Annotated in this window: 15 protein-coding genes; 6 read left to right on the forward strand and 9 right to left on the reverse strand. The window is 60.1% G+C overall.

What is annotated here, in order from left to right; translation table 11 throughout:
- The first annotated feature begins 116 nt into the window (after positions 1-116).
- The 5 genes from H8695_RS04500 (at position 117) to H8695_RS04520 (ending at position 4,105) form a co-directional block, all read left to right on the forward strand.
- The gene (locus tag H8695_RS04500) at positions 117-443 is read left to right on the forward strand and encodes an ArsR/SmtB family transcription factor (RefSeq protein ID WP_249300265.1); all 327 of its coding nucleotides are present in this window, start codon (positions 117-119) and stop codon (positions 441-443) included.
- 21 nt (positions 444-464) lie between these two features.
- Positions 465-683, forward strand: a complete 219-nt coding sequence (locus H8695_RS04505) for a cation transporter (RefSeq protein ID WP_249299692.1) — start codon at positions 465-467, stop codon at positions 681-683.
- 18 nt (positions 684-701) lie between these two features.
- Positions 702-2,543: a heavy metal translocating P-type ATPase gene (locus H8695_RS04510; protein ID WP_249299693.1), complete on the forward strand. Its 1,842-nt coding sequence runs from the start codon at positions 702-704 to the stop codon at positions 2,541-2,543.
- A 188-nt stretch (positions 2,544-2,731) separates the two neighbouring features.
- The gene (locus H8695_RS04515) at positions 2,732-3,631 is read left to right on the forward strand and encodes a GDSL-type esterase/lipase family protein (RefSeq protein ID WP_249299694.1); all 900 of its coding nucleotides are present in this window, start codon (positions 2,732-2,734) and stop codon (positions 3,629-3,631) included.
- A gap of 24 nt (positions 3,632-3,655) precedes the next feature.
- Positions 3,656-4,105 (forward strand): DUF4358 domain-containing protein, encoded by a 450-nt coding sequence (locus H8695_RS04520; RefSeq protein WP_249299695.1) that lies wholly within the window; start codon positions 3,656-3,658, stop codon positions 4,103-4,105.
- Positions 4,106-4,196: 91 nt separating this feature from the next.
- On the opposite strand, the gene H8695_RS04525 is transcribed toward H8695_RS04520, so the two are convergent.
- From H8695_RS04525 to H8695_RS04565, 9 genes are all read right to left on the reverse strand, one after another.
- A complete protein-coding gene (locus H8695_RS04525; RefSeq protein ID WP_249299696.1) occupies positions 4,197-5,360 on the reverse strand; it encodes a GNAT family N-acetyltransferase in 1,164 nt (387 codons plus the stop codon).
- Between the two features lie 2 nt (positions 5,361-5,362).
- Entirely contained in the window at positions 5,363-6,292 is a 930-nt protein-coding gene (locus tag H8695_RS04530; RefSeq protein WP_249299697.1) for an alanine-tRNA synthetase second additional domain-containing protein, read from the reverse strand.
- 75 nt (positions 6,293-6,367) lie between these two features.
- A complete protein-coding gene (locus tag H8695_RS04535; RefSeq protein WP_249299699.1) occupies positions 6,368-6,694 on the reverse strand; it encodes a DUF4387 domain-containing protein in 327 nt (108 codons plus the stop codon).
- A gap of 11 nt (positions 6,695-6,705) precedes the next feature.
- Positions 6,706-8,061, reverse strand: a complete 1,356-nt coding sequence (locus H8695_RS04540) for an acyclic terpene utilization AtuA family protein (RefSeq protein WP_249299700.1) — start codon at positions 8,059-8,061, stop codon at positions 6,706-6,708.
- Positions 8,062-8,070: 9 nt separating this feature from the next.
- Positions 8,071-9,309, reverse strand: coding sequence for a methylaspartate ammonia-lyase (locus tag H8695_RS04545; RefSeq protein ID WP_249299701.1), 1,239 nt, complete (start codon positions 9,307-9,309; stop codon positions 8,071-8,073).
- Positions 9,310-9,828: 519 nt separating this feature from the next.
- A complete protein-coding gene (locus H8695_RS04550; protein WP_249299702.1) occupies positions 9,829-11,280 on the reverse strand; it encodes a methylaspartate mutase subunit E in 1,452 nt (483 codons plus the stop codon).
- Positions 11,264-12,661 carry a methylaspartate mutase accessory protein GlmL gene (gene glmL, locus H8695_RS04555; RefSeq protein ID WP_249299703.1) on the reverse strand — a complete coding sequence of 466 codons (1,398 nt, stop codon included), beginning with the start codon at positions 12,659-12,661 and terminating at the stop codon, positions 11,264-11,266. Before glmL ends, H8695_RS04550 begins: the two co-directional genes overlap by 17 nt.
- A gap of 13 nt (positions 12,662-12,674) precedes the next feature.
- Complete coding sequence (gene glmS, locus H8695_RS04560) at positions 12,675-13,079, reverse strand: methylaspartate mutase subunit S (RefSeq protein ID WP_249299704.1); 405 nt, start codon at positions 13,077-13,079, stop codon at positions 12,675-12,677.
- Positions 13,080-13,096: 17 nt separating this feature from the next.
- The gene (locus H8695_RS04565; RefSeq protein WP_249299706.1) at positions 13,097-14,059 is read right to left on the reverse strand and encodes a GntR family transcriptional regulator; all 963 of its coding nucleotides are present in this window, start codon (positions 14,057-14,059) and stop codon (positions 13,097-13,099) included.
- A 332-nt stretch (positions 14,060-14,391) separates the two neighbouring features.
- Between H8695_RS04565 and H8695_RS04570 the strand changes: the two genes are divergently transcribed.
- Positions 14,392-14,544: a hypothetical protein gene (locus H8695_RS04570; RefSeq protein WP_249299708.1), complete on the forward strand. Its 153-nt coding sequence runs from the start codon at positions 14,392-14,394 to the stop codon at positions 14,542-14,544.
- The last annotated feature ends 128 nt before the right edge of the window (positions 14,545-14,672 follow it).

Below are 14,672 nucleotides of genomic sequence, written 5' to 3' on the forward strand. Positions count from 1 at the left end.
TTTTATAAATCGGTTGACAATAGAAATATTTTGTATATACTATATATGAACAATTATTCATATGAAAGGGTGTGAATGTGGTGCAGGAACAGAATGATGCCCCGCGCTGTGAGTATATGCATGCGCATGAGGATATCATCAAGAAAGTCACCGAACAGCTGCCCGAGGACGAACTTCTCTACGACCTCGCCGAGCTCTTCAAGATCTTCGGCGACTCCACCCGCATCAAAATCCTCTATGTTCTCTTTGAGGCCGAGATGTGCGTGTGCGACATTGCGCAGCTGCTCGGCATCTCCCAATCGGCGGTGTCTCATCAGCTTCGTCAGCTCAAACAGAGCAAGCTCGTCAAGTACCGCCGCGAGGGCAAGACCGTCTTCTACTCACTGGCCGACGGGCATGTGAGAACCATTATCAACCAGGGCCTCGAGCACATCGGGGAATGAAATACAGAAGGAGCGATCACCGTGAAAAAGAAATTCAAGCTGCATGATCTCGACTGCGCCAACTGCGCCGCCAAGATGGAGACTGCCATCAAAAAAATCGACGGCGTCACCGACGCCACCGTCAGTTTTATGACCCAGCGCCTGACCCTTGAGGCCGACGAGGCCCGTTTCGACGACATTCTCAAAGAGGCTGTGCGGGTCTGTAAAAAAGTGGAGCCCGACTGCACCATTGAGCTCTGACAGGGGGCGTGACATTTCATGAACAAGCGACAAAAGCTCACGCTCGCGCGCATTTTGATCGCCGCCGCGGTCTTTGCGGCGGGCTATTTCGTCAGTGAGTCTCTCCGGCTGCCGGTCTACCTTGTCTCCTACGCTGTCATCGGATGGGATGTGCTGTGGCGCGCTCTGCGCAACATCGCCCGCGGCCAGGTTTTCGACGAGAACTTTCTCATGGCCATTGCAACAGTCGGTGCTTTCGCCATCGGCGACTATCCGGAGGGCGTGTTCGTCATGCTCTTCTATCAGGTCGGCGAGCTCTTCCAGAGCTATGCGGTCGGCCGCTCGCGGCGCTCCATTGCGAGTCTGATGGACATTCGCCCCGACTATGCCAACGTCGAGCGCGACGGCAAACTGATACAGGTTGATCCGGACGACATTGCCATCGGCGACGTCATCGTCGTCAAGCCCGGCGAAAAGATTCCCCTCGACGGCACCGTCGCCGAGGGGAACTCCACAGTCAATACCGCGGCGCTCACCGGAGAGTCCCTGCCGCGCGAGGTGCGCGCAGGCGACCCGGTCATCAGCGGCTGCGTCAACATCTCGGGACTTCTTCGCGTGAGCGTGACGAAAGAGTACGGCGAATCCACAGTCTCTAAAATCCTGGACCTTGTGGAAAACGCCAGCTCGAAAAAAGCCCGGGCCGAGAATTTCATCACCCGCTTTGCCCGCTACTATACCCCCGCCGTCGTCATCGGCGCTGCGCTGCTCGCCGTACTGCCGCCGCTTGTTGCAGGCGGCGCATGGGGCGAATGGATTCACCGCGCGCTGATCTTTTTGGTCATCTCCTGCCCCTGCGCGCTGGTCATCTCCGTTCCCCTGAGCTTCTTCGGCGGCATTGGCGGCGCGGGCAAGTGCGGCATTCTCGTCAAGGGCGGCAACTATCTTGAGGCTCTCGCCGAGACGGAGACGGTGGTCTTCGACAAGACCGGCACGCTCACCAGGGGCTCTTTTGCCGTGACGGCGGTTCACCCGGATCAGCTCTCCGAGAGCGCCCTGCTGGAGCTCGCGGCGCTTGCGGAGTGCTATTCCGACCACCCCATCTCGCGCTCTCTTCTCGCTGCCTACGGCCGGGCGCCCGAGCGCAGCCGGATCGGACAATTTGAGGAGATTCCCGGCCACGGTGTGCGGGCTCTCATCGACGGCAAGACAATCTGCGCCGGAAACGGAAAACTCATGGAGCAGATCGGTGCCCAGTGGCGCGAGTGCCACCATGTCGGCACCATAGTCCACGTCGCGGTCGACGGCGAATACGCCGGTCACATCGTGATCTCCGATGAGATCAAGCAGGACGCAGCGGCCGCCGTCAAGGCTCTCAAAGAGCAGGGGATCCGCACGGTGATGCTCACCGGCGACGCACAGAAAGTCGGCGAGTACGTCGCAGCGCAGCTCGGCATCGACGAGGTGCACACCGAGCTGCTGCCGGGCGACAAGGTTGAGCGTGTTGAGGCGCTGCTCGCGGCAAAATCGCCGAGGGGTCGTCTCGCCTTTGTCGGCGATGGCATCAACGATGCCCCGGTTCTCTCGCGGGCGGATATCGGCATTGCGATGGGCGGCCTCGGCTCCGATGCCGCCATCGAGGCCGCCGACATCGTACTCATGGACGACCAGCCCTCTAAAATCGCAACCGCGCTTCGCATCTCGCGGCGTACACTGCGCATCGTGCGGCAGAATATCGTCTTTGCTCTCGGCGTCAAGGCCCTCGTGCTGCTGCTCGGCGCTTTCGGCGTCGCCACCATGTGGGAGGCCGTCTTTGCCGACGTCGGCGTCTCAGTGATTGCCATTCTCAACGCCATGAGAGCGCTGAACGTCAAAAATCTCTGATTTTACCTGCATGCTGCTTTTTCACCCCTCTCTTTTCGTACCGGAATAGAGAGGGGTGTTTTTGCTGTCAGATGCAACAAAAAAAGAGCGTGAAAATTTGTCGAAAGGGCGTCAAACTTTTTCTGATTTCGCCCCATCTAACATATAGATAAACGAATACGATCACCACAGAGGGCGAGGGATGCGGCATGCAAATAGAGTATTACACCATCACGAGAAAAACCACCAGGAAACGCCGCCGAAAACTGCCTCTGATCGGCGTCTTTGCCCTCTTTCTGCTGACGACGCTGGTGATGTTCCACATTCCCTTTGTTGGCCACGCCGGCCGGCAGCAGGACACCGAGCCGCCCATCGAAGAGGCGCCGACTCCCCACGCTCCCATGTCCGGCAATCAATCGGCACAGGACACCCCGCAGGATCTGCCGACGCAGAGCGCCGTACTGGAGCCTGCCGTCCCCCACACGCCGCCGGCGGACTATGACTTCTCCTCCCATGTGCCCGTGAGCGAGGTGGTCAGCGACGACTGGTTTGCCGACGCCGTCTTTCTCGGCGACTCGCGCACCGACGGCTTTCTGCTCTACACCGGCATCCCCGCGACGGGCATTGCTCAAAAGGGGCTGATGGTCGATACCTTTTTCACCAGGGCCTGTTTTGAACAGCCGGGCGGTGAAAAAATCACGGCTGCCGAAAAGCTCGCAGGTCTTGACTCGGTTGAAAAGGTCTATCTGATGTTTGGCATCAACGAGATCGGCTGGACCTACGGCAGCGTCTTTGCCGCGCGTTACGGCGAGCTGATTGACCATGTGCGTGAGCTCTATCCCGGGGCGGCAATCTATGTGCAGTCCATCCCCCCGGTCTCAAAAAAAGAATCGGCCAAAGGCGAGTGCACCAATGAGCGCATCCGGGAATACAACGACCGTCTCTCCGTTCTGGCCGAGGAAAAGCAGGTCTACTTCGTCGATGTGGCCGAGGCACTCACCGGCGCCGACGGTGCTCTGCCCGACGAGGCCGCGACCGACGGGGTCCACCTCAAGAAGAGCTACTGCGCCCTGTGGCTCGACTATCTGAAAACCCACACGGTATCTTAAAAACAAACATCTGAGGTCTCTGCTATGAAACGTCTTTTTCTCTGTCTGCTCGTGCTCACTGTGCTTCTCACCGGCTGCGCCGGCTCGGCGCGCGAAGTGGATCTTGCAGCTCTCGGTGAGGAACTTTTCACTTCCGGTGTCTTCTCCGATGAGCTCGATGCGCCCGGCGGCTCTGTCGCCGGGGCGCTCTACGATCTTCCCGACCAGACTGAAACCACGCTCTACATAAGTTCCGGCGCGACTGCGGAGGAACTCGCTCTGTTTCGGGCGGCAAGCGACGCCGATGCAAAACTCATCGAGTCGGCCGCAAATCGGCGTCTCACACAGCAGAAAACCGCCTTTGAGGGGTATCTGCCCGACGAGTGCGAAAAACTCGACCGCGCCGTGATTCGGCGTTCGGGCCGCTATGTGGTCCTCTGTGTGGCCCACGACGCCGACACCGCACAGCAGATCATAGAACACCGCTTCAAATAGAGAAACACAGAGAGCCACCCTGTTACCGCGAAGCGCCCCAATTTGTGCTGTCCGCACAAATTGGGGCGCTTCACTTGGACGGGGGCTCTTTTTATTCTCTCTTGTCGCTCAGGCCCACAAGATAGTCGAGGCTCACACCGTAGAACTGAGCGGCGCGGATGGCCGCGTCGAGCGGAAGCTCCCGCTCGCCTTTCTCATAGCGGGCATAGGTAATCTTGTTCATGCCGAGCCGATCGGCGAGCTGCTGCTGGGTGAGGTTTTCCTGTTTGCGCAGACTGCGCAGGCGCAGGTAGTCCCGCGCGGTGTTTTCCACACTGTAGAGATAGTGTGGGCGCTCTCCCGCGAAAAAGCGTTTGGTGAATTCCCGCTCACGCCTCATGCCAATGCGCTCGGCGACAATCTGGCTTGCCGCGTTGTCCGTCCTGATGATGCTGCAGACGCGCGGCGCGCCAAAGAAATGGCGGTAGGCATAGCGTTTGCAGGCGCTCGCCGCCTCCGAGGCATAGCCGTTGTGCCAGTGGGCGGCCTTGAGCAGATAGCCGATTTCAAGCACACGCTCGCCGCTGTCGATCGTCTGCCATGTGAGTCCGGCCTGCCCCACGAACTCGCCTGTGCGCTGTAAAATAACAGCCCAAAGGCCAATGCCGTCGCTTCGGTAGCGCGTACGCTGGCGGTCGAGCCACTCGCGCACCTCAGTCTCGGTGAAGTCGTGCTCATAGGCCCACATGACCCGTCTGTCCGTGAGCAGCTCGCGCAGGTCAGGCAGATCATCCTGCGTCATCTCGCGCAGAATGAGCCGCTCGGTCTCCATGACCGTCCTGCCGCCGGCGCGCCGATGCCGGACCGTACACGCAGGGGCAGCCGGTGCGGCCGGCGGGGCCGCGCCGCCCTCGAGCATGTCGAAGACCTCCTGCTCGTCACGGCAGCGGTCGTAGTCGCCGAGGAGCTTCCCGTTTGCGTGGTAGGCGACGCCCCGGCGCTCGTTTGCCTCGAGGCAGTCGAGCATGTACTGCTCCCCATGCCGCCCGATGAAGCGCGCAAAGGCACGGATTCTCATCTTGGCGAGCATGAGAGTCTCGCAGGGAAACTCCGGACACTGCCAGCAGCCGTCATAGCCGCGCTCACGGCAGCAGTTGTAATTTTTACACCACTCACGCTCCCCACAGCCCTCGTTGCGGCAGCCGGGACAGCTCTCCTTCTGTTCGCACAGACAGCAGGCGAGTCCGCAGTAGGCAAGGCCCCTCTCCCGTCTCATGCTCACACCCCGATCTGGTTGAAGTCGTGGATCATCTCCGGGTGCTCGTATCCGACGAGACCGACCATGTAGTATTTGCGCTTGATCGCATCGTAGCGAAATTCCGGCAACAGACTGAAATTGAGTATCTCTCTTGCCGATGTGACATGCAGCCGCGGCCCTGTGCAGCGGTGGCGGATCTCGTTGTCGATGAGGATGTGGTTCTCGTCGAGAAAGCTGATTGCCACATCGCGCGCAATGAGTGCCTTGACCTCGCGCTCGACCTCGCGCAGATCGACATCGGGCCGCTCGTCGTATTCGAGCAGAAAGCCGTGGCGCACGTCGCCATGTTCATAGCGCTGTTTGACGCCGAAGAGATTCTTCATCACATGCTCGGTCAGATCCTCCGCCGAGTGGACCATCTTACGGTAGGGCAGCGATTTCATCACGATCTCAGCCAGGCCCTGTGGCTCCGGGCCGAAGACGCCCGGTCGGGTGACGATGATCTCCTCCCCCACGCCGATGAGCAGCTCGGCGTTCATCCCAAGCGCGGGATAGAGCAGATCAAAGTGCTCCACGATCACGCGCTTTTCATCCTCGAGCGCGGCGCGCACCGCGTCGGCAAGCACGTGTGCCTGGGTAAAAGCCATCTCGAAGCGGCAGTCCATATGGTAGGTGTGGCTGTTGAAGAAGCCGGCGTCGTCGCGGCTGAGCAGCGGCAGCGGGCGGATGTTGACCCCCTCGTCGTCGTTGGTCAGCTCAAGCCCCGGGAACATACCCTTGATGAGCATGGACTTGCCTGCGCCCGAGTCGCCCACAAAGCCGATCAGCCGATCGGTCGCCAACAGATGGCGCTGAGCGATGCTGTTGCCGATGCCGAGCATGCGCAGCTTGCCGCGCGGCGCAAAATAGACGCTGTACAGCATGGATTCCTGAATTTGATCAAGTCTCATAGCGCTCTCCCTCTCTCTGAGAAAATGGGGTTTGCTGTGTGGTTACAGAAAACCCCATTTTTAGCCGTTCGACAATCAGTCGTCGAGGTCATACTCAATTTTCAGCAGCGGCGCATGCTGCTGCGCACCGTAGACGTCAGTCTCCCCGAGCGCGCCCGAGGCAATGGGCCGCTCAATGGTGATCTTAATCGCCTTGGCCGGCTCAAACTGGATGATGTTGATGACCTTGTCCGGCGTGATGCCGTAGAGCTTGCAGACAAGCGCCTCGTTGATGACGCCCGCCGCACAGACACTTCGGAACATCTCCCACTCTTTGAAAATGATGTCGAGCGTCAGCTCATAGGGGCCCGAGTTCTTGCTGCGAATGACAAGGGCCTCATCGATCAGTCGGTAGTGTTTCATATCGAGCCCTCCTAAATCTGTTCAAAGTCGACCGGGAACATGGCGCACGGGTCGTCGACCTCGATGATGTGGTAGAGACAAAAGCCGTATACCTCGCCCGCGTGGAAGTCGGACGGCGAGTAGGGAAACGCCAGATTGCCGGCGGTTGCGATGCGGCCTTCGTAGCCGAAGTGCAGCATGGTCGAGCGGGCAAAGGCGCAGATGGTGTCGGCGAGCGCCTGGGTGTCGGCGACTGCTTCGATGACGATGCCGATCTCCTTGCCGACCGCGCGGTCGGGTTCGAGTGCACCCATGACGCCGTCACGGCCGTAGATGGTGAAATTGAGATAGTATTTGAAGTTTGACTCGCGGAAATTGTCCTCCACGCGCTCGCGCACAGCGGCCGTGATGTTGTCGATCTGGCTGATGCCGATCGGGTCGCGCATGCCGGCAATGGAGACTGTGCGGTAGCCGACGAGCTTCGCCCCCTCGAGCTTGATGGTGTAGCGCTCGGTCGGCACGAATTTTGTGCCGCTGACCTTGACCTTGCCCTCGCTCGCCTGCTCGAACTTGCACTCGCGCAGATCGAGACTGCCGCCCGGGCCGGGCAGGATGTAGGGGTTGGTCTTCTCATAGAGCGTGTGGGCCGCAACCGAGACCGTTGTGCACTTGCGCGCGGGGTTCAGCGGCTCGACGCAGAAGTAGTCCTCGCCGAGAGTTCCGAGCATGCAGTCGCTGCCGCTGCCCGGCGTCGCCGCGATGGCGGCGCACTCGAGGATCTTGCCCAGGTGAATGGCGAGCGCCTTGTCGTAGCCCGCGCGCACCGCAGGGGCTGCAAAGTTCGACGGGTCGTAGGCGCGCCCGGCTAGCACGACCTGAGCGCCGCCGTCGAGGGCCTTGATGATGGGCTCGATGCCCATCTGACCGACGATACAGCTCGCCTCGTCCACATCGGAGAAGAGAAGCTCCGGTGCGGGCTCAAGGGGCTTTACCCGCCCCTCGGCGAGCGCCGCCTTGACATCCTCCTTTTTGAACTGCGCATGGATGACCGCGAGCTTGAAGTGCAGGCTGTGCTCGGCCGCGATCTCCTCAATGATCTGTTTGCACCACTGCAGGTGGCTCTCACCGCCGCTGCCGCCGGCCGTGCCGACGACAACGGGGATGTTGTGCTCAATGCCGGCTGTGATCATCACCTCGAGATCGCGCTTGACGGCGCTGCGGTCGGTGAAAGAGACGCCCGCGCCAAGGTAGTAGGGCCCCGGGTCAGTCGAGCCGGCGTCCACGGCGATCAGATCGGGCTTTTGAGCCATGCCGCGCTCAAACGACTCCATCGGGAAGCCGTAGCCCAGAATGGCGGTCGGTGACAAAATCTTATACTCCGGTTTCATGACGACACCTCAATTCGCGTTTTTCAGCGCGAGAATGCGCTGCATTTCATTGTAGACGATCATAAAGCCCTCGTCGACACCCATGCCGGGCTTGGCGAGAATCTGTACCGGATGCACGGCCATGGCGACGTGCACGCAGACCTGCGCCGAGCGGTCGGTCTCGTTGCAGGTGCCGCCCTGGTAGGCGCCGACGCCCCGCTCGTTGCAGTAGAGAACCGCGTCGGCGACGTTGTGGATGCTGCCGAGATCCGGCGTCTTGATCTGAATCATGTGGCCCGCGCGGTTGTCGGCGAAGTATTTGACATCCTCAAAGGTGTTGCACCACTCGTCGGCCACGATCTGCACGCTGCTGCCGCGGCGGTCGAGCTCGGCAGTGATGGCGGCGAGCGCCTGCATCTGCGCGGTGCGCTCACCCACGTCGACCGGCCCTTCGATGCGCAGCGTCAGCGGCGCCGCAGCCGCCTCGAGAGTCTGTAAATAATCGACGATGGCACCGGTGTTCTGCGCGCCGAAGACGACGCCAATCATGCCGTACACGTCAATGTGGAGCACCGGGTGGTAATCGCCCACGCCGAGCTTGGCGACGCGCTCGCGCAGCCAGCCGACATACTCGAGCAGCACCTCGCCGTGCTCGCCGATCTTCTCCATGTTGTTGATCAGGCCGTGGGGCAGCACATCCGCGCCCTTGAGAATCATCTTGTCGACATTCTCATAGCGGCTGTCGCCCGACTGGGTGAAAATCGCCACCGGCTCGCGCTGAACCTCGGTGTGATACTCACGCGCGATCACATCGCACATCTGCTCGTGGCGGGCCTTTGCCACCGCGTCGAGCAGCGCCTGCGACACGCCGTAGCGCACCGCGGTGTGAAGCCTCTTTCCGTCGGGGGTGTGAAAGCCGTCGATCTCACGCGCAAGCGGCAGAAACTGGTCGAGCTCACGCCCGACGAGCAGCGGTTTCAAGTGCTCCAGGATGACGGGGATGAAATCCTCCGCGAGGAAGAGCGGGTCGCGCCCGCCCGCGCCCGAGTACTGCACGGCGGCGCAGTCGCCGCAGGCGACCTGGCCATCCTCGAGAACGAGCATGACGCTGATGGCCTCGCCCGCCTGGCGGATGGCGTGAAAGCCCGGCGTCATCGGCGCGCCCACATAGGCGGCGCCGTCGTGGCCCGCGCCCGCCTTAATGGCTTTCTGGTCATCGAAGAAAAAACCGGTTCTGCCCTTTGAGCAGACGACATTGACAATTTTCATGTAAAAGACTCCTTTATCTAATCTCATCCAAAGGGATAATTTATTTATCCCTTTGGATACCGTTGACTTCGGGGGAATCCAAAGGGGGGGATCGCCCCACTCGGCGGGTCGCGGCCAGCGGCCGCTCTACACCGCCTCGTCGTTGCAGCATGCTTCACTACCTTATCGGCTGTTCACCGATTTTCCGCTTCGCAACTGCTCCTCTTCCCCACGAAAACTAGCGATTTTCGCGGGGAGCCGACCTGCGGGCGTCGCAGTCCCCTCTTTGCCTTTTCTTTGGGGTAATTTATTTACCCCTTTTGATACCGCTGACCCTTGGGGGAATCCAAAGGGGGATCGCCCCACTCGGCGGGTCGCGGCCAGCGGCCGCTCTACACCGCCTCGTCGTCGCAGCATGCTTCGCTACCTTATCGGCTGTTCACCGATTTTCCGCTTCGCAACTGCTCCTCTTCCCCACGAAAACTAGCGATTTTCGCGGGGAGCCGACCTGCGGGCGTCGCAGTCCCCTCTCCGCCCTTTCTACCTCGGGCGGCCGACGAGCCGGCCCTTGCTGATGGCATAGATGTCGTCGATGACCATCTGGAAACTCACCTGGCGCCCCTCAAACTTCGCGCGCTGTTCCATCTTCTGTCGGTGGAAGTCGAGAATATCCTTGCTGAACGGCACGCCGCCCGCGTCGAGGATGCGGATGGCACCCTCGTGGTCGCGCGCCGGGAGCATCTTGTTCTTGTTGAAGCGGCTCGGGGCAAACGGGATGTCGATGACGCCTGCCTCCACCGCGCGCACGGCGCCGACGGCGATGTCGCCCGCACCGAGTTCAAAGCACCGGTCAAGAATGCACTTGGTCTCGGCTTTGATCAGATCGATCTCCGCCTGTACGTTCGGGGTGATGGCGAGACTCTGATCAGCGAGCATGGAGATGACCTGCTTCGTGGCGCGCAGCCCCTCGGCGTTCGCCTCCTTGGTGGGCACACCGATGGCCTCGTGGGGCGTTTTGACAATGACTTTCGTCGCCTTTGAGAGCGCCGCGACCGCCGAACCCCAGCTGATGACGGCAAAGGCCTGCGCCTCGTCCTGCGGGAAGCCGCCCATCCACTGGTGCAAAACGGTTGTGATCGCCACATCGTCGTAGCCGTAGGCGTGAATGTACTGCTCGGCGAGCTCGTCAAGACTGCGGATGGCCGCGACGTCCTGCACGAGATTGCCGCACTGGCCATAGCCGACGGTGATGTTTTTGACCCCCTGCTCGGCTGCGAGCAGCATCTCGATGATCGCCACAGCGTGGGAGACACAGGGCGGCACAAGCGTGCCGGTGAGCGGCCCGTAGGGCTCGCGGTTGATGGAGATGCCGGCCTCCTCATAGAGACCCACAAGGCGGTCGGCGTACTGCCAGTCGGTGATGGTCTTCTCAAGAGACACACTCTTCGCGTAGGGGATGTTGTAGCTGATGCCGCCGCCCTCGTAGGAGGTGAAGCCTCCCGCGAGCGCAATCTCCGTGAGAAGCCGCGCGTCCGGCGTGCCATGGCGCACCTGAAGAGGATTTCGAATGTTCTCAATCAGCCGGCGGCAGGCGGCGACGCCGTGGTTGACGGCGGGAAAGCCGTTGAGCATGCTCTTGTCCTGGGCCACGCTCTCGCGGATGCCGCGCTCGGCCTCCTCATAGCGGTTCTGGCGGGTGTAGCTGTCGATGGTGGTGGGCAGCAGATCGGCGCCGCCCTGATCCTCGAGGAACTTGAGCAGCTCGATGTGCTTGTCGACAAGCGCCACGCCGGCGCGCGGCTGAATGAGGGTCTTGCCCTCCTGCTTGGCCCGGATCAGCTTTTTGGAGAAGACTTTCTCCTCCGGAATGGATTCGTGGTAGCGCACGGCCTCCTCAAAGTCAACGTCTTTGCCGGTGGGCCAGGTGTCGATGATCTCGGCGCGGATGGCGCGATACTCGTCGACAGTCAGCTTTTTATTGCGCAGTTCCATCGCGTGTTAGCTCCTCTCTCATCAGTTGTAATGCCGCTTCGGGGTAGTGCACAGAGAGCAGCCCCATCGCAGCCAAAATATAGTTTTTATCAATCAGTACCCGGGCCGATCTGGGCCGCAGGCGGCCCTCCCAATCCCCATCGGTAAGCCCGCGGAGCACAAGTTCTTCGGCCGCCGGGTTGTGGATGATCGGTCCGCCCGTGGCAACCAGTGTCGTGACCTCGGTGAGATCCTTACCGGTCTGTAAAAAGACCTTACCGGCGGGAGTGTAGACCTCCTCGATCGTGCCGCAGTGGCGGCGCACGGCGGTCTCAACCGCAAGGGTCGCAAGCGCGCCGTCAAACGCGCGAAAGTCCCCGTCGTCGCCGGGCACCTCGCCGTAGTACTCGTGGATGCGCGCAAGGCAGCGCGAAATCTGCTCTTCGCCGAGGCCTGAGAGCGCCATGACGCGCTCCATCCCCGCCGCCTCAAGAATCCCCTCAGCGCTGTAGCGCATGCCGATGTCGCCCTCGACGGTACGCTTGGCAAAGGGCTCCGGCAGACCGTGCACCACGGCGTTCGGGTAGGTCGGATAGCCGTGGGCGATGGAGTAGACGTCCGTGGTCGCCCCGCCGACATCGACCGCCATCAGCTCGCCGAGTCCTCCTGCGCCGTCGATGCCTTGCGAGAGCAGGGTCACAGCCTGCATCACCGCGGCCGGCGTCGGCATGGTGACCCCCTCGATGCGAGAGTTCGCCCGGTCGAGCCCTTTTGCCTCGACGATGCGGCTCAAAAACACCTCGCGGATGACTGACTGGGCAGGTTCGATATTGAGCTTGTTGAAGCTCGGCATGACGTTCTCACAGCGGTAGGTGCGCACCCCCGCGCGGGTGAGGATGTCTTCGCACTGGGCCGAGGCCGCGCGGTTGCAGGCGACGATCACGGGAAAGCTGACGCCCGCACTGGCGAGCATCCCGGCGTTGTGCAGCGCGCAGGCCTTGTTCCCCCCGTCCGTTCCGCCGCAGAGCAGCAGGATGTCGGGCTTCATGCCGATTATCTCGCGCACGTCGTACTCGGTCAGCTCAAACGAGTAGACCGCTGCGACCTTGGCGCCCGCGCCGAGAGACGCGCACTTGGCCGCCTCGCTTGTGAGCGATTCCACAAGGCCGCTTGTCACCATCTTAAGACCGCCCGCCGCGCTGGAACAGGCGTAGGAGTGGGCAAAGTCCAGAGGGCCCGTTTTGGCGAGCAGTTCTTCGACGGCCCGGTCAAGACCCGTGGTGATGTCGGTCTCCACCGTGGTGTAGCTCGCGGCCGTTGCGAGAATCGCCGGCGCGTCCACATCGACGGCGGTCACCTTGGTAAAGGTGCTTCCAAAATCAATGAGCAGGATTGGCTTCATGGCTGCTCCCCCGTCACTCGCCGAGATCCCGTCTCATGTCCTCGACCACGACCGAGGGCTCGGTTCCCGGCCCGTATACCCGGTTGAAGCCCATCTTGTAGAAGCGCTCGCGCACCTCTTCAAAGGGCTGTTTGCCAACGACGATGTTGCCGCCGACATAGAGCAGAATGTCGCCGATACCGGCCTCGATGCACCGCTCGCGAAAGCCCTGGCAGTCGAGCTCACCGTGGCCGTAGAGGGAGGAGACCACAATCAGGTCGGCCGCCGACTCGATGGCGGCGTCTATGTACTCCTGCTGCGAGACCATGACGCCGAGGTTGACGACGTTGTAGCCCGCGTCTTCAAACACATGCTCCAGAATCCGGTTGCCGACCGCGTGGACGTCGGCCCCGATCACTCCCATAACCAATGTCTTCATATCGCACTGTCCTTTCGTTACTGTGTGGCGTAGTCTTTTTTCTTCTGTTCGGCGATCTTTTTGATCTGGCCCTCGATGTAGATCATCGAGCCGCGCTCGATCTGGTAGTCAAAGCTGATGAGCTTGCCGCCGCGGCGTTCAAACTCGCGCAGCCAGTCGAGCTGCTCATCGGTGGAAAACTGAAGATAGTTCGGCGCGACGATCAGGCCGCCCTTGTCTTTCAGGAACTCCTCGAGCTGCTTTCCGTCCTCGGCGAGCAGCGTCTGCATCGGCGTTGTCGATTTGCGCTCATAGAGATTGTACATGATGATGCGCGCAAAGCGCGGGCTCTTGCACCAGATGCCGACTTTGACCTCGGGCGGAATGCGCGTAATCTCCAGAATGGTGTGCAGTCGCGGCGAGAGCACCATCTGCATGAGATTTGCCGTCGACTCGGGCGAGAGCTGTGAGAGCCCACGGTAGTGGGTCGACGTGGTCAGTGACAGATCGTAGTACTGCAGCTTTGCCGGGTCGCGCATGACGTCCTCCAGCGCAAATTCCGTCACCTCGATGTTCGGGATGCGCGCGAGCTGATTGGTGATGACTGAGAGGCTCTCGGGGTTGCAGTCCACCACGGCGACGGTGACATTCTGATTGTCCTGCTCCTGCTCACGCAGTTTGATGGTGACAAACATTTCGATCTCACGCGCGGTAAAGCCGAGCTTACTGAGGCTTGCAATCATGCCGTCGATGACAATCATCGCCTTCTCCTTGCGGTTCTGACCGGCGCGGCGGCGTTCAAGAACAAAAGTGCCCCGCCCCTGGGTCGTCTCGATCAGCCGGCGGGAGCGCAGATCCTCATAGGCCTTTTTTACCGTACCGCGCGCAACGCCGCTGCTCTCGGCAAGCTCCCGGTCCGGCGGCAGCTTGTCGCCCGGACGCAAAACGCCGTTTTCAATGAGATTTTCGATCTGCGCCGAGATCTGCCGGTAGACGGGCAATTTGCTGTTCTTATCAATTGACAGTTGTATGTTGATTCCCTCCCATCAATGGTATATTCCAATTTATCATCAATTTGCCATCATTATACTATTTATCATTCCTATGTTCAAGGCATTCTTAAAAATTTAATTTATATTGGTATATTCCAATTAATTAATTTTGTTTCCCCTTACCCCGCAAACGCAATCAAACACGTCAACTTTGCAAAATATATCTATTTTAAAACAATATATTTGCGTTTTTGTTGTTTAGTATAATACGTTTCATTGGTGTAAAAAGATTGAAATCTGCAGATATATCGTTTTATAATAGTTTTTGGGAGGGAAATTCTATGGACTATGAGGCCGCTTACCGCCTTCTATTCAACACACTGACTGATATCGACCGACTCATTCGCCGGGCGCAGCTACAGGCAGAGCAGATGTATCTCGAGCAATCTGACATTGTCGACATCACTTCAAAATCAGATGATGATCCACCATAAGACGAGGCCCGCGTCGCGGCCTCCTTTTATCTCTCTCAGAGACAAGACTCAAAAATGAGAAGTCCAAACTTTATATAAGCTGCAAAATTTACCCCATAAAGAGCTTCGCATCTCAAGTCGACGTTCTA

Source organism: Feifania hominis (genome assembly GCF_014384765.1).
Classification (GTDB): domain Bacteria; phylum Bacillota; class Clostridia; order Oscillospirales; family Feifaniaceae; genus Feifania; species Feifania hominis.

Bases quoted from the DNA above. Each gene is read 5' to 3' on its own strand.
- H8695_RS04500 (WP_249300265.1), top strand. From the start codon at position 117: ATGCATGCGCATGAGGATATCATCAAGAAAGTCACCGAACAGCTGCCC.
- H8695_RS04510 (WP_249299693.1), top strand. From the start codon at position 702: ATGAACAAGCGACAAAAGCTCACGCTCGCGCGCATTTTGATCGCCGCC.
- H8695_RS04515 (WP_249299694.1), top strand. From the start codon at position 2,732: ATGCAAATAGAGTATTACACCATCACGAGAAAAACCACCAGGAAACGC.
- H8695_RS04520 (WP_249299695.1), top strand. From the start codon at position 3,656: ATGAAACGTCTTTTTCTCTGTCTGCTCGTGCTCACTGTGCTTCTCACC.
- H8695_RS04525 (WP_249299696.1), bottom strand. From the start codon at position 5,360: ATGAGACGGGAGAGGGGCCTTGCCTACTGCGGACTCGCCTGCTGTCTG.
- H8695_RS04530 (WP_249299697.1), bottom strand. From the start codon at position 6,292: ATGAGACTTGATCAAATTCAGGAATCCATGCTGTACAGCGTCTATTTT.
- H8695_RS04535 (WP_249299699.1), bottom strand. From the start codon at position 6,694: ATGAAACACTACCGACTGATCGATGAGGCCCTTGTCATTCGCAGCAAG.
- H8695_RS04540 (WP_249299700.1), bottom strand. From the start codon at position 8,061: ATGAAACCGGAGTATAAGATTTTGTCACCGACCGCCATTCTGGGCTAC.
- H8695_RS04545 (WP_249299701.1), bottom strand. From the start codon at position 9,309: ATGAAAATTGTCAATGTCGTCTGCTCAAAGGGCAGAACCGGTTTTTTC.
- H8695_RS04550 (WP_249299702.1), bottom strand. From the start codon at position 11,280: ATGGAACTGCGCAATAAAAAGCTGACTGTCGACGAGTATCGCGCCATC.
- glmL (WP_249299703.1), bottom strand. From the start codon at position 12,661: ATGAAGCCAATCCTGCTCATTGATTTTGGAAGCACCTTTACCAAGGTG.
- glmS (WP_249299704.1), bottom strand. From the start codon at position 13,079: ATGAAGACATTGGTTATGGGAGTGATCGGGGCCGACGTCCACGCGGTC.
- H8695_RS04570 (WP_249299708.1), top strand. From the start codon at position 14,392: ATGGACTATGAGGCCGCTTACCGCCTTCTATTCAACACACTGACTGAT.